The 21921-nt window shown below is 70.6% G+C and carries 22 protein-coding genes and 1 tRNA gene; 13 read left to right on the forward strand and 10 right to left on the reverse strand.

Annotated elements, in window-relative coordinates:
• Window positions 1-16 precede the first annotated feature (16 nt).
• Window positions 17-364 (reverse strand): hypothetical protein, encoded by a 348-nt coding sequence (locus AC3AOF_RS15490; RefSeq protein ID WP_236990003.1) that lies wholly within the window; start codon window positions 362-364, stop codon window positions 17-19.
• Window positions 365-564: 200 nt separating this feature from the next.
• Between AC3AOF_RS15490 and AC3AOF_RS15495 the strand changes: the two genes are divergently transcribed.
• Entirely contained in the window at window positions 565-999 is a 435-nt protein-coding gene (locus AC3AOF_RS15495; RefSeq protein ID WP_488345810.1) for a hypothetical protein, read from the forward strand.
• 85 nt (window positions 1000-1084) lie between these two features.
• Window positions 1085-1160, forward strand: a tRNA-Asn gene (locus AC3AOF_RS15500).
• Window positions 1161-1225: 65 nt separating this feature from the next.
• On the opposite strand, the gene AC3AOF_RS15505 is transcribed toward AC3AOF_RS15500, so the two are convergent.
• Entirely contained in the window at window positions 1226-2131 is a 906-nt protein-coding gene (locus AC3AOF_RS15505; RefSeq protein ID WP_488345811.1) for a helix-turn-helix domain-containing protein, read from the reverse strand.
• Window positions 2132-2698: 567 nt separating this feature from the next.
• Here AC3AOF_RS15505 and AC3AOF_RS15510 point away from each other — a divergent pair.
• From AC3AOF_RS15510 to AC3AOF_RS15530, 5 genes are all read left to right on the forward strand, one after another.
• A complete protein-coding gene (locus AC3AOF_RS15510; protein WP_236990000.1) occupies window positions 2699-3802 on the forward strand; it encodes an aromatic ring-hydroxylating dioxygenase subunit alpha in 1104 nt (367 codons plus the stop codon).
• Window positions 3803-3806: 4 nt separating this feature from the next.
• Window positions 3807-4778 (forward strand): PDR/VanB family oxidoreductase, encoded by a 972-nt coding sequence (locus AC3AOF_RS15515; RefSeq protein WP_488345812.1) that lies wholly within the window; start codon window positions 3807-3809, stop codon window positions 4776-4778.
• Between the two features lie 249 nt (window positions 4779-5027).
• A complete protein-coding gene (locus tag AC3AOF_RS15520; RefSeq protein WP_488345813.1) occupies window positions 5028-6389 on the forward strand; it encodes an MFS transporter in 1362 nt (453 codons plus the stop codon).
• Window positions 6390-6514: 125 nt separating this feature from the next.
• On the forward strand, window positions 6515-7036 hold the full coding sequence (locus tag AC3AOF_RS15525) for a hypothetical protein (protein WP_488345814.1): 522 nt from the start codon (window positions 6515-6517) through the stop codon (window positions 7034-7036).
• A 2-nt stretch (window positions 7037-7038) separates the two neighbouring features.
• Window positions 7039-7479 (forward strand): DUF421 domain-containing protein, encoded by a 441-nt coding sequence (locus AC3AOF_RS15530; RefSeq protein WP_488345815.1) that lies wholly within the window; start codon window positions 7039-7041, stop codon window positions 7477-7479.
• 104 nt (window positions 7480-7583) lie between these two features.
• On the opposite strand, the gene AC3AOF_RS15535 is transcribed toward AC3AOF_RS15530, so the two are convergent.
• Window positions 7584-8210, reverse strand: coding sequence for a DsbA family protein (locus tag AC3AOF_RS15535; RefSeq protein WP_488345816.1), 627 nt, complete (start codon window positions 8208-8210; stop codon window positions 7584-7586).
• A gap of 189 nt (window positions 8211-8399) precedes the next feature.
• Between AC3AOF_RS15535 and AC3AOF_RS15540 the strand changes: the two genes are divergently transcribed.
• Entirely contained in the window at window positions 8400-9641 is a 1242-nt protein-coding gene (locus AC3AOF_RS15540; protein WP_236989994.1) for an argininosuccinate synthase, read from the forward strand.
• An 86-nt stretch (window positions 9642-9727) separates the two neighbouring features.
• Here AC3AOF_RS15540 and AC3AOF_RS15545 read toward each other — a convergent pair whose 3' ends face one another.
• The 3 genes from AC3AOF_RS15545 to AC3AOF_RS15555 all read right to left on the reverse strand — a co-directional run bounded on the left by AC3AOF_RS15545 (window position 9728) and on the right by AC3AOF_RS15555 (window position 12043).
• Window positions 9728-10069, reverse strand: coding sequence for a hypothetical protein (locus AC3AOF_RS15545; protein ID WP_236989993.1), 342 nt, complete (start codon window positions 10067-10069; stop codon window positions 9728-9730).
• A 144-nt stretch (window positions 10070-10213) separates the two neighbouring features.
• On the reverse strand, window positions 10214-11179 hold the full coding sequence (locus tag AC3AOF_RS15550) for a DUF4424 domain-containing protein (protein WP_488345817.1): 966 nt from the start codon (window positions 11177-11179) through the stop codon (window positions 10214-10216).
• Between the two features lie 240 nt (window positions 11180-11419).
• Window positions 11420-12043 carry a biosynthetic peptidoglycan transglycosylase gene (locus AC3AOF_RS15555; protein ID WP_488348999.1) on the reverse strand — a complete coding sequence of 208 codons (624 nt, stop codon included), beginning with the start codon at window positions 12041-12043 and terminating at the stop codon, window positions 11420-11422.
• A 232-nt stretch (window positions 12044-12275) separates the two neighbouring features.
• Here AC3AOF_RS15555 and AC3AOF_RS15560 point away from each other — a divergent pair, with 232 nt between their 5' ends.
• The 3 genes from AC3AOF_RS15560 (at window position 12276) to AC3AOF_RS15570 (ending at window position 15133) form a co-directional block, all read left to right on the forward strand.
• Window positions 12276-13217 carry a polyprenyl synthetase family protein gene (locus AC3AOF_RS15560; protein ID WP_488345818.1) on the forward strand — a complete coding sequence of 314 codons (942 nt, stop codon included), beginning with the start codon at window positions 12276-12278 and terminating at the stop codon, window positions 13215-13217.
• Between the two features lie 70 nt (window positions 13218-13287).
• Window positions 13288-14394 (forward strand): 3-isopropylmalate dehydrogenase, encoded by a 1107-nt coding sequence (leuB, locus tag AC3AOF_RS15565; protein WP_488345819.1) that lies wholly within the window; start codon window positions 13288-13290, stop codon window positions 14392-14394.
• Between the two features lie 160 nt (window positions 14395-14554).
• A complete protein-coding gene (locus tag AC3AOF_RS15570) occupies window positions 14555-15133 on the forward strand; it encodes an LOG family protein (RefSeq protein WP_488345820.1) in 579 nt (192 codons plus the stop codon).
• Window positions 15134-15182: 49 nt separating this feature from the next.
• Here AC3AOF_RS15570 and AC3AOF_RS15575 read toward each other — a convergent pair whose 3' ends face one another.
• Window positions 15183-15911: a transporter substrate-binding domain-containing protein gene (locus AC3AOF_RS15575; RefSeq protein WP_488345821.1), complete on the reverse strand. Its 729-nt coding sequence runs from the start codon at window positions 15909-15911 to the stop codon at window positions 15183-15185.
• Window positions 15912-16195: 284 nt separating this feature from the next.
• Here AC3AOF_RS15575 and AC3AOF_RS15580 point away from each other — a divergent pair, with 284 nt between their 5' ends.
• Window positions 16196-17320, forward strand: a complete 1125-nt coding sequence (locus tag AC3AOF_RS15580; protein WP_488345822.1) for an FUSC family protein — start codon at window positions 16196-16198, stop codon at window positions 17318-17320.
• A 10-nt stretch (window positions 17321-17330) separates the two neighbouring features.
• Here AC3AOF_RS15580 and AC3AOF_RS15585 read toward each other — a convergent pair whose 3' ends face one another.
• From AC3AOF_RS15585 to AC3AOF_RS15595, 3 genes are all read right to left on the reverse strand, one after another.
• Complete coding sequence (locus AC3AOF_RS15585; RefSeq protein WP_488345823.1) at window positions 17331-17951, reverse strand: LysE family transporter; 621 nt, start codon at window positions 17949-17951, stop codon at window positions 17331-17333.
• A 261-nt stretch (window positions 17952-18212) separates the two neighbouring features.
• Window positions 18213-19019, reverse strand: coding sequence for a general stress protein (locus AC3AOF_RS15590; protein ID WP_236989986.1), 807 nt, complete (start codon window positions 19017-19019; stop codon window positions 18213-18215).
• A gap of 49 nt (window positions 19020-19068) precedes the next feature.
• Window positions 19069-19461 (reverse strand): hypothetical protein, encoded by a 393-nt coding sequence (locus AC3AOF_RS15595; protein WP_236989985.1) that lies wholly within the window; start codon window positions 19459-19461, stop codon window positions 19069-19071.
• Between the two features lie 326 nt (window positions 19462-19787).
• Here AC3AOF_RS15595 and flhA point away from each other — a divergent pair, with 326 nt between their 5' ends.
• Complete coding sequence (gene flhA, locus AC3AOF_RS15600; protein ID WP_236989984.1) at window positions 19788-21920, forward strand: flagellar biosynthesis protein FlhA; 2133 nt, start codon at window positions 19788-19790, stop codon at window positions 21918-21920.
• The last annotated feature ends 1 nt before the right edge of the window (window position 21921 follow it).

Here is a 21921-nt window from a genome sequence, read left to right on the forward strand (position 1 = left end):
GCCGACGCCGATCCGTTCAGCGCGGCTCGATCCAGCGCGCCGGACGGGCAGCGGCCGGGCGGCTGAAATGCAGGCGGTGCACCTGCCGGTGGCGGCGATACTGGTGGCGGCCGTAATGGCGGCGATGGTGCCAATGGCGCCGGTGATGCCAGTGCCGGCGATAATGGCGGCGGTGGTGCCAGTGGCGGCGATGCCAGTGCCGCCGGTGCCAGTGGCGGTGGCGACGCCAGCGCACGGTCTCGACCGTGGAGGGCTGGTCGAGGGCGGTGGTGACCGCGGCACTCGGCATCAGCGGCGAGGCGCCGGCGAGGCCGCCGAGGCCGGTGAGCAGCAGGAAGGCCAGCAGCAGGGTACGAATGCGCATCGGGGCTCCGGGCGGTGGATCCAGGCGGCGCGGCGCGACACCGGAATGCCGCCCCGCACGAAGACCGGAACTCAACGCCAAGCTCTGCCGTTCCGTTCCCGCGTGAGAGGTGTGCGCAATCCCAAGCCTAGCCGTTGCGCGGCGATGCGTTAGGTTGGGAGTGTCACGCGTTCCTGCGCGTCTGGACGGAGAGGTATGCCATGCGGCCGGGCGTGAAGCGGCTCTATCGGTGGTCGGCGGCGGCGGCTTTGCTCGTGGCCGGCATCAGCGCGGCGGAGGCCGGCTGCGTCCGGCGGGTCATCAACCGCTCGCCCTACTTCGCGATGGCGAGCCGCAACGGCGGCCCCAGCGTCGGCATCCCGCCCCATTCCTCGCGCTCGATCCGCATGATGGCGCCGGGCCGGGTCGACATCGCGACCTATTGCACGGGACGCGGACCGCGCGGGCGCCTCGTCCCGGTCGGGCCGCCGGTGGCGCAGGACAGCTACACGTTCACGGCGATCATCGACCGCTGCTACTACGATCTCGGCCTGATGGGTTTCGGCCAGGGCGGAACCGAGCCGTTCGTGCTCAACGACCCCCGCCAGGGCGACCTGACGGTCGGTCCGTTCGGCCCGGCCTGCCCGCCGCGCTGAAGCACGGCAACCGGGGTTGCGCTCCCGAAATGAACTGGCTAAGAAGCCCTCGTCGGCGGCCAGCGAGGGCGCCGGCCAGAAACGTTCCCCGATAGCTCAGTTGGTAGAGCAGGCGACTGTTAATCGCCTTGTCGTAGGTTCGAGTCCTACTCGGGGAGCCATTCTCCTTCTGACATGATGTTGGATCCTGCGGCGATACCTCTGCGCCCGCTCGACGATCCGGCCGTCAGCCCTCCCCTCCCCGACTCATCCGCCGGAACGCCGCCGGGCTCATGCCCGCCCGCGCCGCGAAGAACCGCGAGAAATACGCCGGATCGTTGAAGCCGAGATCGAAAGCGATCTTCGAGACCGGCAGCGTGGTGTAGATCAGGCTGCGCTTGGCCTCGAGCATGAGCCGGTCGTGCAGGATGCCCTGCGGCGAGCGCCGCACCGCCTCGGTGCAGGCCGCGTGCAGCCGGTCCGGGCTGACGCCGAGCGACGCGGCGAAGCGGGCGACCGGCCAGCCCTCGCGCAAATGCGCCTCGACCAGCCGACGGAAGCGGCGGTGCAGGTCGGCCCGCGCGAGGGCCGCCGGCTCGGTGATCGAGCGCGCGGCCCGGGTGCGCAGCACGCCGACGACCAGGAGCTTGACCAAGGCCGCCACCGCGCTCGCCGCTCCCGGCAAGGCGCCGGAGGCTTCCCGCATCAGGGTCTCGACGAGATTCGCGAGATCGAGGTCGATCTCCTCCGGCGAGCCCGGCCGGCCGCTGAACGTCGCCTCGGCGGCATCGCGCAGGCGGGCCGCGTCCGGGTCGGGATCGAGCAAAGCGGCGAGGAAGTCGTCGGCGAGCGACAGGACCACGCCGTCGGTGCCGGGCCGGAACGAGAAGGCGTGCACCACTCCCGACGGTACCCAGATCAGCCAGGGCGCGCAGAATTCCTCGCGCCGCGCATCGAGCGACAGGGCGCCGTGGCCGCGCGTGACGACGAGCCCCTGCGTCAGCGCGCCGTGGCGGTGGGGTGCGATCTCCCAATCGTGCAGGGCGGCGCTGGTGCCGATCCGCTCGGCATGGACGAAGCTCGGCACCGTCGCCTCGGCGGTCTCGCCGTAGAGGCGAAAGACCGGGATCGGCCGCTCGCGGTGCGTCTGCATCGTTGTCTCCTCCCGCCCATGGCAGAGTCGTGGCGGAAAAGAAAAGGCGCGGGTGTCTCCTCTCCCCGCGGGCGGGGAGAGGGCTGCGTCCCCGTTCAGGGGACGCAGCGAGGCGATAGCCGAGGGTGAGGGGGTGGTGCCGGAGGAGTCTCATCCGGAGATACCCCCTCACCCTCGCTCCGGCTTCGCCTCCGCTTGCTACGGACCCGACAAGGGGTCCGCGGCCCTCTCCCCGCCCGCGGGGAGAGGAGAAAACCCGCGGCCCTTCTTCACCGGAGAGCCCCATTGAAGCTAACGCCCCGCACCAGATCCGTCCAAGAAATTCCGGTGCCCGTCCATGGCCGGCCCCCGCCCTGGCAGGTAGCGTCCGAGCGTCGAACCGGACCAGTTCCAAACTGCTGATCCGGCACGCGAAACCTGTGTGCGGCGCAACACCGGCCAGCCGACCGTCGGACGCTTCCGGGCAATCCGTCCGGCGACCCGATACGGCCAAGCCCAATCGCCGCACGACCGGACCGTCAGCGAGGCGAAAAGACCCGCGAGGCCGACGCGACGAGGGAGAGAACGATGACGGACGCCAAGGGCTTCCCCCTGAACGCCTGGTACGCCGCCGCCTGGGACCACGAGATCGGCCGCGCGCTGACGCCGCGCCGGATCTGCGACAAGGACGTGGTGCTCTACCGCCGCACCGACGGCGCCGTCGCGGCGCTCGAGGATGCCTGCTGGCACCGGCTGCTGCCGCTGTCGCTGGGCCACCTCAAGGGCGACCAGGTGATGTGCGGCTATCACGGGCTCGTCTTCGACGCGTCCGGCCGCTGCACCTTCATGCCGGCGCAGGAGACCATCAACCCCTCGGCCTGCGTGCGCGCCTTCCCGGCGGTGGAGCGCTATCGCCTGATCTGGCTCTGGATGGGCGACCCGGCTCTGGCCGATCCCGACCTCGTGCCGGACTTCCACTGGAACAGCGACGCGCCGTGGGTCGGCGAGGGCGGCACCTTCTACGGCCTGAAGTGCAACTACCGGCTGGTCATCGACAACCTGATGGACCTGACCCATGAGACCTACGTCCATGCCGGCAGCATCGGCGACGACGCGATCACCCGCAGCCCGTTCGAGGTGACGCATACCGACACTTGCGTCACGGTCGAGCGCTGGATGGAGAACATCGAGCCGCCGCCGTTCTGGGCGCGCAACCTCGGCAAGCCCGGCCATGTCGATCGCTGGCAGATCATCCGGTTCGAGGCGCCGACGGTGGTGGCGGGCGACGTCGGGGTGGCGCTCGCCGGCACAGGCGCGCGTCAGGGCGACCGGTCCCAGGGCGTCAACGGCTTCTTCCTGGCGGCCATTACGCCTGAGACCGCGACGAGCTGCCATTATTTCTGGAACTTCGTGCGCAGCTGGCGCACCGACGACGAGGAACTGACGAAGAGCCTCAACCGCGCCCACGTCAACGACGGCAAGGGCGTCTACGACCAGGACCACGACGTGCTGGAGGCCCAGCAGCGGGCGATCGACCGCCAGCCGCGCCAGCCGTTCTACAACCTCAACATCGATGCCGGCGCGCTCTGGGCCCACCGCCTGATCGACGGCATGATGGCGAAGGAGGGCCGAGCTCCGAGCAAGAATGACCCGGCCAAGGCGACCCCGTCCGTCGGCATCGCGGCGGAATAGTGCCATGGCCGCGACCGACTGGCACCCGGCGCGCCTGCGCGCCACCCGGGCGCTGACGCCCGATATCCGTCTCTTCGAGATCGAGCCGGCCTCTCCCGGGCCGCTCGCCGCGCCCGGCAGCCATCTCGGGGTGGCGGTGATGATCGGCGAGCGGCCGGATACCCGCTCCTACTCGCTCCTCGATTCCGGCGCCGACGGGCTCTACCGCATCGCCGTGAAGCGCCTGCCCGACAGCCGCGGCGGCTCGGCCTACATGCACGGGCTGGAGCCCGGCGCGCGCCTCAGCATCTCCGGCCCACGCAATCATTTCGGCCTCACCCCCGGCCGGCCCGGCTACCTGCTCGTCGCCGGCGGCATCGGCATCACGCCGCTGCACGCCATGGCCCTGGCTCTGCACCGCGCCGGGGCGCCGTTCCATCTGCTCTACGCGGCACGGACCCGGCAGGACCTGGCTCTCGCCGACGACCTGCGGGCACGGATCGGCGAAAGGCTCCGGACCTTCACCGACGAGGAGGGCGGGCGGATCGACCTCGCGGCAGCGATCGCGGACCTGCCGCCCGGCGGCGAGGCCTATCTCTGCGGCCCTCTCGGGATGATGGAGGCGGGCCGCCGAGCCTGGGCGGAGGCGGGCCGCCCGGCCCAAGGCCTGCGGTTCGAGACCTTCGGCACCGGCGGCCGCCACGCCGCCGAGGCGTTCACGGTCCGCATCCCGCGCCTGTCCCGGGAGATCGTCGTCCCGCGCCACCAGACCATGCTGGAAGCGCTGGAGGCGGCGGGTGTGGGCATGATCCACGATTGCCGGCGTGGCGAATGCGGGTTGTGCACGGTGAAGATCCTGGACACCGACGGCACCGTCGATCACCGCGACGTGTTCTTCAGCGACGCCCAGAAGGCGACGAACGCGCAGCTCTGCACCTGCGTGTCGCGGGTGGTGGGCGGCGGGATCACCATCGATACGGCGGATCGTGCGGGGTGAGGCGGACGGTTCGACGAAAGCCAGTCGAACCGCGACTTCTCTCAGAACTCCAACGTCATCCCGAGGCTCGGCGAAGTCGATAACCCGGGATGACGTTGCTGAACGAGGCGACAAGCCTTCCGCCTTGTCCTGCATCGTCAGCGGTTATGGATCCCGGGTTCCGCTGCGCGGCCCCGGGATGACGCAGAGGGTGTCACGCCCCGCGCCATATTCAAAAAAACGATAATCCAAGTCTTCGGGAGGACAACCTTGGTCACCGCACAGGACACATCCGACCCCCGCCCCGCCATCCGCCAGGGCGCCATGACCCCGTTCCAGGTCGCTGCCGTCGCGGTCTGCGTGCTGATCTGCGCGCTCGACGGCTTCGACGTGCTGGTCGTCGCCTTCACGGCGGCCTCGATCGCCAAGGACTTCGCCCTGAAACCCACCGATCTCGGTCTCCTGTTCAGCGCCGGGCTCGCCGGGATGGGGCTCGGCGCCCTGCTGATCGCCCCGTTGAGCGACCGCCTCGGCCGGCGCACCACGGTGCTCGTCTGCCTCGCCATTCTGTGCATCGGCATGCTGGCGGCGGCCGCGACCCGCACGCTGACCGAACTCGCCCTGGTGCGGCTGTTCACCGGGCTCGGCATCGGCGGGGGCTTGGCCACCGTCAACATCGTGGTGGCCGAATACGCCACCGACCGCTGGCGCAACCTGTCGATCTCGCTGATGTCGCTGGGCTATCCGATCGGCGCGACCCTCGGGGGCGCGTTCTCGGTCTACCTGATCGGGGCCTTTGGCTGGCGCTCGGTCTATGTCTTCGGCGGCCTCGTGGCGCTGGCCCTCGTGCCGGCCGTTCTGGCCTTCCTGCCGGAATCCCTCGATTACCTCATCGGCCGCCGTCCGGCCGGGGCACTGGCGAAGGTCAACCGGGTGCTGGCGCGCCTCGGACGCCCGGCGCTCGGCGCCCTGCCGGCTCCCTCGCGGGCCGAAGCCGAGACCGGCGCCAGCCTCGCGGCCATCGCACGGCCACCCTACCGTGCCCGGACGCTCGCGGCCTGCGCGGCATATTTCTGCGTGATGACGACCTGCTACTTCTTCCTGAGCTGGACCCCGAAGGTGCTGACCGAGCTGGGGCTCAGCGTCAGCGGCGGCATCTCGGGGGCGATGCTGATGAATCTCGGCGGCGCCGCCGGCTGCCTGCTGTTCGGCTTCGTCGCCCGCCGGACCGGGACGCGCCGGCTCGCCGCCGCCTTCATGGCCGGGCTCTTCGTCGCCGCCACGCTCTTCGGCCAGGTTCCGGCGACGCCCGCGGCGCTGCTCGCCGCTACCCTCTTCATCGGCTTCTGCCTCTACGGCTCGATCAACGCGATGTACGCGGTGGTGCCGCCGATCTTCCCGGCCCCGGTGCGGACCACCGGCACCGGGCTCGCCATGAGCGTCGGACGCCTGGGCGCCGTCACCGGCCCAGGCCTCGCCGGCATGCTGATGGCGGCGGGCTGGGAGCGGGCGGAGTACTGCCTGGCGCTCGCCCTGCCGATGCTCGCGGCGGCGTTCTGCCTGCGCTGGGTCGCGGCCGAGGAGCCGTCGCCGCGGTCGGTGACGGGGGTGGCGTCGATCGCACGGGGGTGAGCGTCGAGCCGGCGGCGGAGACGCAATCCCCGCGCGGACGATGGCCGGCTGACGCGAGGGCACTATCTCGCCGCGTGCGACCCTTGCGAGATCCCTCGCAACCGGGCGCGCGGCGAGAGGGCTCCGTGAAGGTCATCCATGACGATCCGCCGATGCGCGACGAGATCGCCGCCGGCTTCTATCCCGCCTTCGAGGATCGCTGGCGCCGGGCCGAGCTCGCCGGGCGCTGGCTGATGCTGGCCTTCGTGGTCGTCTGCGCGCTGGGCCTTCTCGGGCGCGGCCCCTTCAGCGAGCACACCCGGGCGAACCGCGACAAGTCGATCGTGATCCACTACGAGCCGGTGGCCCGCTTCGGGGCACCGACGATCGTGCGCCTCGACACCAAGGTCCCGCCCGGCGGCGACGAGGTCGCGGTGACGATCGCCAAGGAACTCGTCGACCTGTTCGGCCTCGAGAGCATCACGCCGCGGCCGGAGAGCTGGCAGGCCGCCGGCGGCGGCATCCGCCTCGTCTTCCCGGTGATCCCGGGGGAGACCCACGCGGTGATCCGCTTCACCGGCTCGCCGAGCTTCCGCGGCGGCGTGAACCTCACCGCTCGCCTCGACCAAGGCGAGACATTATCCTGGTCGCAATTCGCGGTGCCTTAGAGATGAACACCGTCGTCAAGGCCGCCGCGGCCTACGTCATCGTGCTGTTCGTGATCCGGCTGATCGGGCGCCGCACCGCGAGCCAGCAGGCACCGATCGACATGGTGGTGCTGTTCCTGTTCGGCGGCCTCTCGGTCAGCGCCGTGCTGGGCGACGACCGCTCCTTCGTCGGCGCGATGAGCGCCCTCTTCACCGTCGGCCTGATGCATGTCGCGGTGTCGTGGCTGAAGCTGCGCTTCGTCTGGTTCGAACGCATCGTCGACGGCACGCCGATCGTGGTGTTCCGCGACGGCCGCTGGAACGAGACCGCGATGCGCCGACTGCGCATGCAGCAGGCCGATATCCGCACCGCCGCCCGCCAGGAGAAGCTCGACGACCTCGACAAGGTCGCGGTCGCGATCGTCGAGCGCGACGGCACGGTGTCGATCCTGGAGAAGGAATAGGGCCTTCAGAGTATTTTCCGACGAAGTGAACACCGGTTCGTCGGAGAAAATGCGTCAAAACAAAGGCCTGGAGCTTCGCGATTGCAACGCGATCGTGAAGCGCTCTAGCGCAAGCCCGCCGGCCGCTCCCCCACCGCCCAGGCCAGGGCCTGTTCCAGACGGTCGTTGCCCCAGAACAGCTCGCCGTCCTCGGTGAGGAAGCTCGGGGCACCGAACAGGCCGCGGGACTTGGCCTCCTCGCCGATCGAACGCAGGCGGCTCTTCACCGGCTCCTGGGTCGCGGCGCGGATCAGCGCCGGGCCGTCGAGGCCGAGGCCGTTGAGGAGGGCCGAGATCGCGGCCGGCTCGGCGATCGACCGGCCGCGGGCGAACTCGGATTCGTAGACCGCCCGCACATAGGCGCCGATCCACGGCTCCTCGGCGCCGTGGACCGCGACCCGGGTCGCCGCGAGGCTGTTCTGCGGGAAGCTCTCGGGCTTCACGACCGGCGGCAGGCCGAGGCGGGCGGCCTCGCGGGCCAGATCCCGCCACATGTGGCGGCCCTTGGCCGGGAAGAGGTTGAACGGCGACGACGTCCAGCCTTGCGCCGCGAAGACCGGCCCGAGCAGGAACGGGCGCCAGCGCAAGGTCACCCCGGCCGCCTCGGCCAGGGCCTCGATCCGCATCGCGGCGAGGTAGGAATAGGTGGATGCGAACTCGAACCAGAATTCGAGCGTGGGCCGGCGCGCCATCGCACCCCTCTTCACAACGGACCGATGCGTCACCTTCGCGTCCGCGGGCCCCGCCCACAAGCGTCGCCACGGGCGTCGCTTCGCCACGGGCGGGCGAGGGAACTTACGGAGCGCGGTTGCACGGGGCCGGGCCGGGCTGGTAAGCCCCCGCGGTTCATCCGTTCTCCATCACCGTAAGGCCCGCCCCGCATGTCCGACCAGCCCCAGAAGCGCGTGAAGAAGGTCGTGCTCGCCTACTCGGGCGGCCTCGACACCTCGATCATCCTCAAGTGGCTCCAGACCACCTACGGCTGCGAGGTGGTGACGTTCACCGCCGATCTCGGCCAGGGCGAGGAGTTGGAGCCGGCCCGCGCCAAGGCGGAGCTGCTCGGCATCAAGCCGGAAAACATCTTCATCGAGGACCTGCGCGAGGAATTCGTCCGCGACTACGTCTTCCCGATGTTCCGGGCCAACGCCCAGTACGAGGGCATCTATCTGCTCGGCACCTCGATCGCCCGGCCCTTGATCGCCAAGAAGCAGATCGAGATCGCCGAGCGCGTCGGCGCCGATGCGGTGTCGCACGGCGCCACCGGCAAGGGCAACGACCAGGTCCGGTTCGAGCTCGGCTACTACGCGCTGAAGCCCGACGTGACGGTGATCGCCCCCTGGCGCGAGTGGGATTTCCGCTCGCGCGAATCGCTGATCGCCTTCGCCGAGCAGCACCAGATCCCGATCGCCAAGGACAAGCGCGGCGAGGCGCCGTTCTCGGTCGATGCCAACCTCCTGCACGCCTCGTCGGAGGGCAAGGTGCTGGAGGACCCGGCGCAGGACGTGCCGGATTACGTCTATTCGCGCACCCTGTCGCCCGAGGAGGCGCCGGACACCCCGACAATCATCACCATCGGCTTCGAGCGCGGCGACGCGGTCTCGATCGACGGTGAAAATCTGTCGCCGGCCACCTTGCTCGCCAGGCTCAACGAGCTGGGACGGGCCAACGGCATCGGCCGCCTCGACCTCGTCGAGAACCGCTTCGTCGGCATGAAGAGCCGCGGCATGTACGAGACCCCCGGCGGCACCATCCTGCTGCCGGCCCACCGGGCGATCGAATCGATCACCCTCGACCGCGGCGCGGCCCATCTCAAGGACGAGCTGATGCCGCGCTACGCCGAGCTGATCTACAACGGCTTCTGGTTCTCGCCGGAGCGCGAGATGCTCCAGGCCCTGATCGACAAGAGCCAGGAGATGGTCACCGGCACGGTGCGGCTGAAGCTCTACAAGGGCGGCGTCCACGTCATCGGCCGCGAGAGCCCGAACTCGCTCTACGACCAGGACCTCGTCACCTTCGAGGAGGGTGCCGTCGCCTACGACCACCGCGACGCAGCGGGCTTCATCAAGCTCAATGCGCTCCGCCTGCGCACGCTGGGCCAGCGCAAGCGCAAGCTCGGCGCGTAAGGCAAAAGGCCCGCTCCGTCGCCGGAGCGGGCCTCGGGATACCCGGTGCGACCGACCCCGAAGGGACGGCCGCACGGAATGGACGCTTACGCCTCGTCCTCGTCGTCGATGTCGACCAGGAACAGGATGTCGACGTCGTCCTCCTCGTCCTCGTCGTCGGTCTCGCCCTGGCTGTCGTTGGCGGCCTGGGGCTCGTCCTCGTCCTCGAAATCCTCCTCGTCCATCGAGTCCTCGAAGGTCTCGACCTCGTCCTCGGTGGCGGGGCGCAGCTTCAGCGACTCGGGCTTGCCGGTCCACAGCGGACGGCCGTCGCTCTTCATGGTGCGCAGGTCGTCCTTGAAACCTTCGACCTCGAGAAGCTCCCGGGCCCGTTCCTCGTTCGACCGGATGATGGCGACGGGCGTGCCGTCGATCTCGAGAGTGAACATCGTGCTTCCCTTTTCAAGGGCCGCGCCGCACGGGCGGGCGGGGCCGTGTTACGGGGGGAAAGGCCGCCGCGCCAGCCCCGTTCCGGGCGGCCTCGACGGAAAGTCGCGCGGAAGCCGGATGGTTCGCCGGCTCGGAGGGGGCGCCTACCGGATCCCGAGCAGCGCATCGTCGTTCGAGACGATCAGGATGCGCAGGTCGGCGTCGGGCACGTAGTCCTTCGCCTCCCACACGAAGGTGGTCGGCCCGGTCTTGCGCACACCCTGGCGGCAGAGGCTCACGAGGGCGTTCGGACTGCCCTTGTCGACCGTCAGGGTGAAGCGGCCGATGCGGCCGGCCCAGTTGCGCGCCGTCGTCACGATGTAGGGCACCTCGACCGCCCGGGTCAGGCCCTGCTCCTTCATCGGCGAGGCGGCGATCAGGCGCCGCACCCCGGCGAGGCCGGCATCGTCGAGGCAGTAGCGGGCCCGGTAGGCGGGCGTTGCCGCCTCGTCGGCCGCGAGCAGGTGGTTGCCCTTCACGGGGGCGTAGGCGTGCGAGACGCGCAGCTCGCGTCCTGCCGGAAAGGTCTGCTCCCAGTGGACCTTGGCCTCGCTGCGCCACAGGGCCTCGCTATCGGCCTTGGCCTCCGCGATCAGACCCGCCGTCTCCAGTTCCCGAAGCACCGCCGGCGCGAGGCGCTTGAGCGCCGCCTCGACGTCCCTGCGCCGCAGCGGGTTGAGCGGCAGGCCGTGACGGGTGAGCAGTCCGGTTACCTCGCTCTTGCCGAGATAGGCCCGCTCCTCGAGGTGCGGCGTCACCGGCACTCCGTCCACCCTCACCGTGAACCCGACGAAGTTCGCCCGGTCCTCGAAGGGCAGGCTGAGCGCGCTCATCGACAGTTGCGCCCCGTCGATCGCCGGCAGCGGGAAGGCGATGCGCAGGGTCTTCGGCGCCGCGGCGCCGTTGCGGAAGACATAATCGACCGCGATCCGGTCGAGGCCGATGCGCAGGTCTTCGCTCGCCAGCGTGATGTCCGGGTCGCGCACCAGAACCAGGCCGCCGGCATCGAGGGCGGCGGCGCTGTCGTTGGCCCGGGCCGGTGCGCACAGGGAGAGCGCGAGGGCGGTCATAGCCAGAAGGCCCGGAATTCCAATGTGTCCCACCGCCGACTCCCGTGCTTCGCGTGGCTCCGCTTACGGCGGATCGGATGATGCCCGCGATCGGAATTACAAGGTTTTATCCGGCCTCATTTCCTGAAAGGAACGTTGCGGGTTCCCCTCTCCAGGCGATGCCGGGCTTGCCCGGTATCGCTGCAAGGTGTGGGAGAGGGGAACCGCGCTATATCTTCAGGATACTGAGCAAGGCCACCATCACGACCGCACGCACTGGCTCAACCCCCCGATCCCGCTCGTCCGCCCCTGGATCCGCCCGGCGAGCGCCCGCAGGGCCCGGCTCGGCCGGCGCGGGTTGCGCAAGAAAGGATTCGGCAGGGCGGCGACCAGCAGGGCCGCCTCGCCCCGGGTGAGGTCGCGGGCCGACTTGTTGAACCAATGCCGGGCGGCGGCCTCCGCCCCGAAGATGCCCTCCCCCCACTCGGCGACGTTGAGGTAGATCTCCATCGTCCGGCGCTTGCCCCACACCACGTCGACCAGCAGCGCCAGCGGAATCTCGAGGGCCTTGCGCAGGTAGGAGCGGCCCGGCCACAGGAAGACGTTCTTCACCGTCTGCATCGTCACCGTCGAGGCGCCGCGGCTCGGGCCGTCCTCGTCGTCGACCACGCTCCACAGCGCGCCCCAGTCGACGCCGTCATGCAGGCAGAAGCGCTGGTCCTCGGAGGCGACGACGCCCTGGATCAGGGCCGGGGCGATGGCCTCCAGCGCCACCACCTCCCGGGTCACCGGCTGGAGCGTCGCCCAGCGGCCGAGCATCAGGGTTGAGGGCGGGGTCAGCGCGCGATAGACGAGCGCCAGGACCAGGACGAGGACGACCACCATCACGGGCACCAGGAGCACGGCGCGCAACAGCCGCCGACCCCGGGCCTGCGCCGGTGGTGCCCCCGCCGGGACCAAGCCCCGCAGCGGCTGCGGCACGCCCTCCCGGCGCTCCGCCGTGACCCGCGGCTCCTGAATCCGACCCTCCTCTCGGCGTGCCCGTCGATACGAGGACACCATGACGTCAACGCGGGCCCCGCAGGACATGACGGCGGGCCGTCCCCAGGAAAATACGATGGCCGCCACCACAGGATACCCGCAGGCAGGCGATTTCACGGCGCGGCTCTCGGCCGTCGCCAAGAGCACCGAAGGCTTCCTCGCCGAGCGCCTCGGCGACGGCGTCCAGGCGGGCGAGATCGCCCGGCCGCCCCGGCTGATGGAGGCGATGCGCCACGCCGTGCTCAACGGCGGCAAGCGCCTGCGCCCGTTCCTCGCCATCGAGACCGCCCGGATGCTCGGCGGTCCGTTCGAGGGCGCGATGGCCGCCGGGGCCGGCGTCGAGCTGGTCCATTGCTACTCGCTCGTCCACGACGACCTGCCGGCGATGGACGACGACGACCTGCGCCGCGGCCAGCCGACCGTGCACAAGAAGTACGACGAGGCGACGGCCATCCTGGTCGGCGACGCGCTCCAGACGCTGGCCTTCGAGATCGTCGCCGATCCGGCCTGGCAGGCCGATCCGCTGATCCGCTCCGAACTGGTGCTCGGCCTCGCTCGCGCCTCGGGCCTCGGCGGCATGGTCGGCGGCCAGCTCCTCGATCTCGGGGCGGAGGGGCGCTTCGGCCCGGCCAATCTCGACGTCGACGCCACGCTCCAGCTCCAGGCGATGAAGACCGGCGCGATCCTGGCCTTCTCGGTCGATGCCGGCGCGCTCGTCGGCGGCGCCTCGCCCGAGGAGCGCCGCGCGCTCCTCGCCTACGGCCGCGCGCTCGGCCAAGCCTTCCAGGTCGCCGACGATATCCTCGACCGCGAGGCTTCGTCCGAGGCGATGGGCAAGCGCACCGGCAAGGACAAGGATGCCGGCAAGGCCACCCTGGTCGACCGCCTCGGCCTCGACGGGGCGCGTGCCGAGTGCGAGCGCCTGGTGGGCGAGTGCGAGACCGCGCTCAAGCCCTGGGGCGAGGCCGCCGCGACGCTGTGCGAGGCCGCCCGCTTCACCGTCGCCCGCAAGTCTTAAAATCCCTCGATTCCCGCGGGGGGACCGCCCCCCGCCCTCCCCTCTCTTCCCGGTTTGAAAGATCCACGCCATGGCCACGCACAAGATCCTGCTCCTGCCCGGCGACGGCATCGGCCCCGAGGTGGCACAGGAAGTCGCCAAGGTCCTGGCCTGGTTCACCCGCGCCGGCATCGCGCAGTTCGAGACCGAGACCGATCTCGTCGGCGGCGCGGCGATCGACGCCCACGGCGTGCCGCTCTCGGAAGCCGCGATGGACCGGGCCAAGGCCGCCGATGCGGTGCTGTTCGGCGCCGTCGGCGGGCCGAAATGGGCCGGCGTCTCGTATGCCAAGCGCCCCGAGGCGGGCCTGCTGCGCCTGCGCAAGGACCTGGGCCTGTTCGCAAACCTGCGCCCGGCGATCTGCTACCCGGCCCTCGCCGAGGCCTCGGCGCTCAAGCGCGAGCTGGTCGAGGGCCTCGACATCGTCATCGTGCGCGAGCTCACCGGCGGCGTCTATTTCGGCGAGCCGAAGGAGATCGTGACCCTCGAGGACGGCCAGAAGCGCGCGATCGATACCCAGATCTACACCACCGGCGAGATCGAGCGCATCGCCGCGGTCGCCTTCGACCTCGCCCGCAAGCGCCGCAACAAGGTCGCCTCGGCCGAGAAGCACAACGTCATGAAGACCGGCGTGCTCTGGAAGGAGACCGTCACCAAGCTCCATGCCGAGCAGTATTCCGACGTCGGGCTGGAGCACGTCCTGGCCGACAACTGCGCCATGCAGCTGGTGCGCAACCCCAAGCAGTACGACGTGCTCGTCACCGACAACCTGTTCGGCGACATCCTGTCGGACGTGGCCGCGATGCTGACCGGCTCGCTGGGGATGCTGCCCTCGGCCTCGCTCGGCGCGGTCGAGAACGGCACCCGGCGCGCCCTCTACGAGCCCGTCCACGGCTCGGCTCCCGACATCGCCGGCCAGAACCTCGCCAACCCGATCGCCATGATCGGCTCGCTGGCGATGGCGCTCCGCTACTCGTTCGGGCTCCTTGAGGCCGCCGACCAGCTCGAGAGCGCCATCACCCGCACGCTCGCCGCCGGCACCCGCACCCGCGACATCGCCGGGCCGGGCACCAACGCGGTGGGAACCACCGAGATGGGCGACGCCATCGTGCGCGAGCTGCAGGCGCAAGGAGGCTGAGGGCCGGGGCGACGCCTTTCCATCGCTCGTCCCACCCGCACCCTCATCCTGAGGTGTCAGTCCATCGTCGATGGACTGACACCTCAGGATGAGGGTGCGGAGTAGAAAGACCGGCACGATCGATCGGACGGTTCCGGACGGATCGACAGGGAGAATCATCATGCGGTTGTGCGTGTTCTGCGGCTCCAGCGACGGGGCCCGCCCGCTCTACCGCGAGGCGGCGACCGCGCTCGGGCGCCACTTCGCTCAAACCGGGATCGAGCTGGTCTATGGCGGCGGCAAGGTCGGGCTGATGGGCGCGGTCGCCGACGGCGTGCTCGCCGCCGGCGGCCGGGTCACCGGCATCATCCCGCAAGCGCTGGTCGAGAAGGAGACCGCGCATCTCGGCCTGACGGAGCTTCGCGTCGTCGCCTCGATGCACGAACGCAAGGCCCTGATGGCCGACCTCGCCGACGGCTTCGTGGCGCTCCCGGGGGGCCTCGGCACCTTCGAGGAGATGTTCGAGGTCTGGACCTGGGCCCAGCTCGGCTACCACAGGAAGCCGCTCGCGGTGTTCAATGCCGGCGGCTTCTTCGACGGGCTGCTGGCCTTCCTCGACTCCGTGGTGGCGGAGGGCTTCGTGCGCGAGCCGCACCGGGCGATGCTGATCGTCGGCACCGAACCGGCCGGCCTCGTGGCGCGGATCCGCGCCTACGAGCCGCCCCGGGTGATCAAGTGGGTGAAGGCGGAGGAGCGGTAGCGCCCCCTCCCCGGGAGCCACTCGCGGTTCCCGGGACGAGGCCGCCGTCTTATTCCGCCGCCTTCGCCAGCGCCTTGCCGTAGGCGCCGCTCTTCAGCGTCTGTCCCAGCCACGCATCGACGGCGGCCTTCAGCGCCGGGTCGCGGGTCATCCAGTAGGCCTTGTCGGCCTTGTCGAAGGTGCCCGGCACGGCGGCCGGGCAGAGCACGCCGGGATGGCGCCGCGCCTGGTAATCGACCTCGGCACCGTCGGTCACCATCAGGTCGGCCCGGCCCTCGGCCACCTCCTTGAAGATGGCGCGGTTGTCCGGAAACACCCGCACCGAGGCGTGCGGGAAGTTGGCATCGGCGAAGCGCTGGTTGGTGCCGCCGGGATTGACCACGACGCGGACCTCGGGCTTGTCGATGTCCTTGACGGAGACGTAGCGGTCCTTGTCGGCGCAGCGCACGATCGGACGCTTGCCGTCGGTCAGGACGGGAATCGAGAAATCGGCCACCGACGCCCGGTCGGGGGTGACGCTGACGCCCCCCATGGCGACGTCGTAGCGGTCGGCGAGGAGATCGTCCTTCAGGGTCTTCCAGGTCGTCGGCACGATCTCGACCTTGACGCCCAGCGCACGGGCGAGCTCGCCCGCCATGGTCACGTCGGCGCCCTTGATGCCGCCATCGGGCAGGCGCACCGAATAGGGCGCGTAGTCGCCGGTCAGCCCGACCCGCAGCGTGCCGTCCTGCTTGATCGCGGACAGAGAGCGCGCCTCAGCCTGCACGGTCGAGAGCATGGCCATCATCCCGACTAAACCCGCGATCTTGCGCATCGTCACCGCCCTGATCCTCGCGTCGTGGCTCGCTCATCTCTCGTAGGGACATCGCACGACTCCGGTAAAGCCCGGATGACGGCCGTCCCGACGCAAAACGAACCCTACGCAGACTTGCGTCGGCAGGCCAACGCGTCGTCCGCTCAGGATCGTGTCCGGTCGCGGATGTCCGCCGCGAAACCGGCGGCCGCTCTTGCGCCATCGGCTCGGCCATTGACTCGGCGGCCCGCACCGGCTTCCTCGCCGCCATGGCCTTTCTCCCGGACAGCCTGCAGCGGGCATCGACGAACCTGCGGCGCGCCTTCGACCGCCAGCGGCCGCGCCTGACGCAAGCCGTGCGGATGACCGTCGCGAGCCTCGCGACCTTCGTGCTCGCCGAAGCCCTCGGATTGCCGCAGGGCTACTGGGCGGTCATCACCGCGCTCATCGTCACCCAGAGCAGCGTCGGCGGCTCGCTCAAGGCGGCGTTCGACCGCTTCCTCGGCTCGGTCATCGGCGCCTGCTACGGCGGCGCGGTCGCCTTCGCGATCCCGCATCACGGCGGCGCCTCGACCTTCGCGGCCCTGTTCGTGGCGGTGGCGCCGCTGACCTTCGCGGCGACGGTCTCGGCCGGTTTCCGGATCGCGCCGATCACCGCGATCATCGTGCTGCTCTCCACCACCGGCTCGACGGTGGGCCCCCTCGCCTTCGCCCTCGACCGGATCTTCGAGATCGGCCTCGGCTGCGTCGTCGGCCTCGGGGTCTCGCTCCTGGTGGCGCCGGCCCGGGCGGCGCGGGCGGTGACGGGCCAGGCCGGACGCCTCGCCGGCCTGCTCGCCGACCAGCTCGCGGCGCTCGCGCGCCTCGACGCCGAGGAGACGCCGGAGGTGAAGGCCCTGCCGCCGGCCGTGCGCCGGGCACTCGCGCGCCTCGAGACCCTGGCGGGCGAGGCCGCCCGCGAGCGCCGCAGCCGGCTCTCGGCCGCCCCCGATCCGGACCCGCTGCTGCGCACCCTGATGCGCCTGCGCCACGACCTCGTGCTCCTGCGCCGCGCCATCGCGGAGGCCGATGCGGACGTGCTGCGGATCCATCTCGCCGAAGCCTGGGGCGAGGCCGCCCGGGCGGCGGCGGAGCGCCTGCGCGGTCTCGCCGATGCGCTCGCGGCGGGAAGCCGGCCCGCCGGCGACGCCGCGGCGCTGGCGGCGGCGATCGCCGGCTACCGCGACGCCATCGACGGCATGCGCCGGCGCCAGGTGACCCGCACCCTCTCCACCGACGCCGTCGGCCGCATCTTCTGGCTCGCCTTCAGCCTCGAGCAGTTGCGACGCAACCTCGACGACCTCGCCGAACGGACGACGGATTTTTCGGGGCTGCAAGCCCGCGGCGAGGGGTGAGCGACCGGCGTCAGGCCAACGCACGCCACACGGCGAGCGCGGCGCAGACCACGAGGAGCGCCGCCAGGACGAGGCGCGCGGGGCGCCCGGTGCCGGCGAGCCGCGCCCGGCAGGAGGGCCGCGCGAGGACGAGCCCGACGAGGCCGAACCACGTCGCCGCCATGCAGAACACCGCCGCCCCCGCCACCGGCACCGCCGCCCGGTCCGGATGGGCGAGGAAGAAGCCGGCGAAGAAGGCGAGGCTCACCGGGTTGGTCATCGCCGCCCCGAGGCCGAGGGCGAAGGTGCCGGCATCCCGCCCGCGCGAGTACCGGGCCGGATCGTCAGGGAGGCCGGCCTGGCCGCTCGCCAGGCGGTAGGCGGCGCGCAGCATCAGGAGCGCGAACAGGGCGGTGCCGAGGCCGGTGAGGAGCCTGCCGGCCGGCAGCAGCGAGACGCCGAGCCCGGCGATCGCCGCCGCCAGGCCGGCGCCGCAGGCGACGCCGAGGGCGGCGACGACCGGGCCGCGCCCGGAGCCCGCGACGCTCGCCCGCAGCACCACCAGCAGGTTGGGACCGGGGGCGGCGAGGACCGGGGCATAGGCGGTGAAGAGCGGCCCCAGCAGGGCCGGCCACGCATCGGCGTCGAACATCCGGCATCCCCCCGGCGCGAGCCGCGCCGTCAGGAGTCCATAAAGATGCCAAAACCGGATGGTGCGCGTCATTCGAGTGAAGGAGGCGAGGTGCGCCGGCGCACAGTTCAGCGATGTCGACGGCAAGTTTTCCATCAGTCGACGCCGTGCCGCCTCGCCTCCGCGACAGTCGACGGACAATCCGGCGCACCGGACACGCGCAAAAGGAAGCGGCGGCAGGGTCGCCCCTGCCGCCGCCTCGTCACGTCGATGGATCGGCGCTCAGCGCCGCTCGGTGCCCATCGGCTGGCGGACCGGAGGCAGTTCGTCCTCGATGCCGAGCTGGCGCTCACGGGTGGTGCCGGGCAGGCCGGGATCGACGGTCTGGGTGGTCGGCGCGGCGCCGGCCGCGAAGGGCATGCCGCCGGTATTGAGGCCGGTGGTGGTGCTGCCGGCAGCACCCACCGCCGACGAGCCGCCGGCCACCGCGGCCGGGTTGGTCAGCGAAGGGGCTGTCTCGTCATGACGGCCGGTCCAGCCCTCCTGGCGCCAGCCGCGGGTGCGGTCGTCCATGTCGACCGAGCCGTGCTCCTTCAGGATGCCGTGGACCCGGTCGGCATGGGCGTCGTCCGCCCGCACGGTCACCAGGGTGCCGCCACGGCGCACGCCCTCGGCGTAGGTATGGGCCTGCTCCTCGCTGAGGCCAGCCCCGGTGAGCGAACCGATCAGGCCGCCCGCCGCGGCGCCGACGCCGGCACCGGCGAGCGTGGCGACGAGCCAGCCCGCGGCGACCACCGGGCCGACGCCCGGGATCGCGAGGAGGCCGAGGCCGGTGAGCAGGCCGGCACCGCCGCCGAGCACGGTGCCGATCGACGCGCCGGCCCCGGCGCCGTTCGAGGCGTCGTGCGCGGTCTCGCCGGTGGTCGTCGTCGTGTCGCGCTTGCCGAGATGGCTGGAATAGCGCTCGTCCTGGTTGTTGGCGACGATGCTAATGTCGGAATGCGGCACGCCGGCCGCCTCCACCTTGCGTACGGCCGCGGAGGCCTCGTCGTAGCTGTCGAACAGGGCCGAGATGGTACGGGTCGCCATGGGCGTCCTCCTCATGCTGGGAGTGTCGGGATGCGAAAAGTCGCTGGCTTCAGCGGGCTGTCGAGACGTTGCCTTTGAAGTCGAGGCCGACCATCACGGTGTTGCCGGACTGCATCGCCTGGCCGCGCCAGATGCCCTGATCGTCCTTCTTGAGATCCGTCACGTTCTTGAAGCCGGCCTGCTCCATGCGGCTGCGGGCCTGGGCCTCGGTGAAGCTGTTGGCGCCGGGTTCGAGCTTGGCGTTGGTGGCGACCGTCCCGGTGGTACCCGGATTGGTCTTGTCCATCATGTCGGTGTTGGGCCGGGTCACCGCCTCCTGGCCCTGCGAGTGGGTGCTGGGCTTGGCGTCGCGGGCCGGATCGCCCGTCACCGTGGTCTGGGCCTGGGCCGCGCCGGCCCCGAGCATGCCGAGAGCCGCGAGGGTGATGAGGGTCTTGCGCATGATCTCCTCGAACCTTGTCTGAGCGATCGATGCCTTCTCAATCGTTGCAGGGCGTCTTGGTTCCGCAGGAGGAACGTTGAACCTCGGGCATTACCCGGATTTCAAAATATTTCGTATTCAGCTTGACCGTCAGCCTCGGAGCCTTCGTCTTTCGCTTGTGCTGCGGCGCACAAAACTGGAACGCGAAAATTGTTCCCGTTCGAAACTGGACAGACGTTCATCGTGCGCCGTCACGAGGCGCCCGCACGACCCGCATGGTCGCGTTAACCCTTCCCTAACCATGGACCCGGCAGGAATTGCCGGGTCGACGGGAAGGTGGATCTTCGATGAGCGAGACCGGGGCACTCGGCGCGGGCCGCATCTTCGTCCTGCCGACGCGGGCGGACCTGATGGCGCTGGCGCGCCGCAGCGACATCGTGCTCGCCGTCTCGGTGCTCGCCATCCTGACGGTGCTGATCTTCCCGCTGCCGGCCCTGCTGCTCGACCTGTTGCTGGCGGTCTCGATCATCCTGTCGGTCCTGATCCTGATGACCGGCCTGTTCATCGAGAACCCGCTCGAATTCACGGTCTTCCCGACGGTGCTGCTCATCACCACGATGCTGCGGCTGGCGCTCAACCTCGCCTCGACGCGGCTGATCCTCGGCCACGGCCACGAGGGCACGGCGGCGGCGGGCCACGTCATCGAGGCCTTCGGGCATTTCGTGATGGGCGGCAACTTCCTGATCGGGATCATCGTCTTCGCGATCCTGATCATCGTGAACTTCGTCGTCATCACCAAGGGCTCGGGGCGCATCGCGGAGGTCGCGGCGCGCTTCTCCCTCGACGCGATGCCCGGCAAGCAGATGGCGATCGACGCCGACCTCTCGGCGGGACTCATCGACGAGAAGACCGCCCGGACCCGCCGCCAGTCGCTCGAGGACGAATCCTCGTTCTTCGGCGCCATGGACGGCGCGTCGAAATTCGTCCGCGGCGACGCGATCGCGGCTTTGCTCATCACCTTCATCAACGTGGTGGGCGGCATCATCATCGGCGTCGCCCAGCAGGGCCTGACCTTCGCCGAGGCCGGCAAGACCTACACCCTGCTCACCGTCGGCGACGGCCTCGTCAGCCAGGTCCCCGCGCTGATCGTCTCGACGGCGGCCGGCCTCCTCGTCTCCAAGGCCGGCGTGCGCGGTGCCGCCGGCCGGGCGCTGGGTCGTCAGATCGCCAACTACCCCAAGGCGCTCGGCATGTCGGCCGGCGTGATGCTGCTGATCGGGTTCCTGCCCGGCATCCCGATGCTGCCCTTCGTGACCCTCGGGCTCGGGGCCGCCTACCTCGCCCGCCGCATCGCGTTGCTGCCGAAGCCCGTGGACGAGGACGCGCCCGGCGGCGCCGTGACGGTCGACGGGGCCGTGACCGGGTCCGGGGCCCAGCCCAAGGAAGACACCGCGGCCGACCTTCTCAAGCTCGACGACCTGAAGCTCGAGATGGGCTATGCGCTGCTTGCCCTCGTCAACGGGCCGGAGGGCCAGGACCGGCTCACCGACCAGATCCGGGCCCTGCGCCGGCAGCTCGCCGCCGAGCTCGGCTTCGTGATGCCCTCGGTGCGCATCCTCGACAACGTCCAGCTCGACGCCAACACCTACGTGGTGCGGGTCAAGGAGATCGAGGCCGGGACCGGCCAGGTCTTCCCGGGACAGTTCATGGCGATGGACCCGATGGGCGGCCAGGTGCAGCTCCCCGGCCAGCACCTGATGGAGCCGACCTTCGGCCTGCCGGCGACCTGGGTCGACGCCTCGTTGCGCGACGAGGCCCAGCTCAAGGGCTACACCGTGGTCGATGCCGCGACCGTGGTCTCGACCCACCTCACCGAGGTGATCAAGGCCCACGTCTCCGACCTCCTCAACCACGTCGAGGTGCACAAGCTCCTGAAGGAACTGCCGAAGGAGCACGGCGAGCTCATCAAGGAGATCGTGCCGGCCCAGATCGCCACCACGGGGATCCAGCGGGTGCTGCAATACCTGCTCTCCGAGCGGGTCTCGATCCGCGACCTCGGCACCATCGTCGAGGGCATCGCCGAGGTTTCCGGCCACATCAAGAACCCGCGCGACATCGTCGAGCACGTCCGCGCCCGCCTCGGCCGCCAGATCTGCGCCCAGTACCAGGGGCCGGGCGGCGTCCTGCCGATCATCACCCTGTCGCCGGCCTGGGAGACCGCCTTCATGGAGGCGATCGTCGGCCACGGCGACGAGCGCCACCTGGCGATGCAGCCCTCCAAGCTGTCGGATTTCGTCACCACGGTGCGCGACCGGTTCGAGGAGGCGGCTCGCCTCGGCGAGATGCCGGTCCTCGTCACCTCGGTTCAGGCCCGGCCCTTCGTGCGCTCGATCATCGAGCGCTTCCGCCGCGAGACCCCGGTGATGAGCCAGGCCGAGATCCACCCGCGGGCGCGGCTGAAGACCGTCGGCTCGGTCTGAC

This window comes from Methylobacterium sp. 142-1Y, assembly GCF_057747795.1.

Excerpts from the sequence above, each read along its gene's own strand:
- AC3AOF_RS15490 (WP_236990003.1), bottom strand. The coding sequence starts at position 364 with ATGCGCATTCGTACCCTGCTGCTGGCCTTCCTGCTGCTCACCGGCCTC.
- AC3AOF_RS15555 (WP_488348999.1), bottom strand. The coding sequence starts at position 12,043 with ATGGTGGTCGTCCTCGTCCTGGTCCTGGCGCTCGTCTATCGCGCGCTG.
- AC3AOF_RS15505 (WP_488345811.1), bottom strand. The coding sequence starts at position 2,131 with ATGCAGACGCACCGCGAGCGGCCGATCCCGGTCTTTCGCCTCTACGGC.
- AC3AOF_RS15535 (WP_488345816.1), bottom strand. The coding sequence starts at position 8,210 with ATGGCGCGCCGGCCCACGCTCGAATTCTGGTTCGAGTTCGCATCCACC.
- AC3AOF_RS15545 (WP_236989993.1), bottom strand. The coding sequence starts at position 10,069 with ATGTTCACTCTCGAGATCGACGGCACGCCCGTCGCCATCATCCGGTCG.
- AC3AOF_RS15515 (WP_488345812.1), top strand. The coding sequence starts at position 3,807 with ATGGCCGCGACCGACTGGCACCCGGCGCGCCTGCGCGCCACCCGGGCG.
- flhA (WP_236989984.1), top strand. The coding sequence starts at position 19,788 with ATGAGCGAGACCGGGGCACTCGGCGCGGGCCGCATCTTCGTCCTGCCG.
- AC3AOF_RS15590 (WP_236989986.1), bottom strand. The coding sequence starts at position 19,019 with ATGGCGACCCGTACCATCTCGGCCCTGTTCGACAGCTACGACGAGGCC.
- AC3AOF_RS15560 (WP_488345818.1), top strand. The coding sequence starts at position 12,276 with ATGGCCGCCACCACAGGATACCCGCAGGCAGGCGATTTCACGGCGCGG.
- AC3AOF_RS15575 (WP_488345821.1), bottom strand. The coding sequence starts at position 15,911 with ATGCTCTCGACCGTGCAGGCTGAGGCGCGCTCTCTGTCCGCGATCAAG.
- AC3AOF_RS15585 (WP_488345823.1), bottom strand. The coding sequence starts at position 17,951 with ATGTTCGACGCCGATGCGTGGCCGGCCCTGCTGGGGCCGCTCTTCACC.
- AC3AOF_RS15495 (WP_488345810.1), top strand. The coding sequence starts at position 565 with ATGCGGCCGGGCGTGAAGCGGCTCTATCGGTGGTCGGCGGCGGCGGCT.
- AC3AOF_RS15570 (WP_488345820.1), top strand. The coding sequence starts at position 14,555 with ATGCGGTTGTGCGTGTTCTGCGGCTCCAGCGACGGGGCCCGCCCGCTC.
- AC3AOF_RS15510 (WP_236990000.1), top strand. The coding sequence starts at position 2,699 with ATGACGGACGCCAAGGGCTTCCCCCTGAACGCCTGGTACGCCGCCGCC.
- AC3AOF_RS15595 (WP_236989985.1), bottom strand. The coding sequence starts at position 19,461 with ATGCGCAAGACCCTCATCACCCTCGCGGCTCTCGGCATGCTCGGGGCC.
- AC3AOF_RS15550 (WP_488345817.1), bottom strand. The coding sequence starts at position 11,179 with ATGACCGCCCTCGCGCTCTCCCTGTGCGCACCGGCCCGGGCCAACGAC.
- AC3AOF_RS15530 (WP_488345815.1), top strand. The coding sequence starts at position 7,039 with ATGAACACCGTCGTCAAGGCCGCCGCGGCCTACGTCATCGTGCTGTTC.
- AC3AOF_RS15540 (WP_236989994.1), top strand. The coding sequence starts at position 8,400 with ATGTCCGACCAGCCCCAGAAGCGCGTGAAGAAGGTCGTGCTCGCCTAC.
- leuB (WP_488345819.1), top strand. The coding sequence starts at position 13,288 with ATGGCCACGCACAAGATCCTGCTCCTGCCCGGCGACGGCATCGGCCCC.
- AC3AOF_RS15580 (WP_488345822.1), top strand. The coding sequence starts at position 16,196 with ATGGCCTTTCTCCCGGACAGCCTGCAGCGGGCATCGACGAACCTGCGG.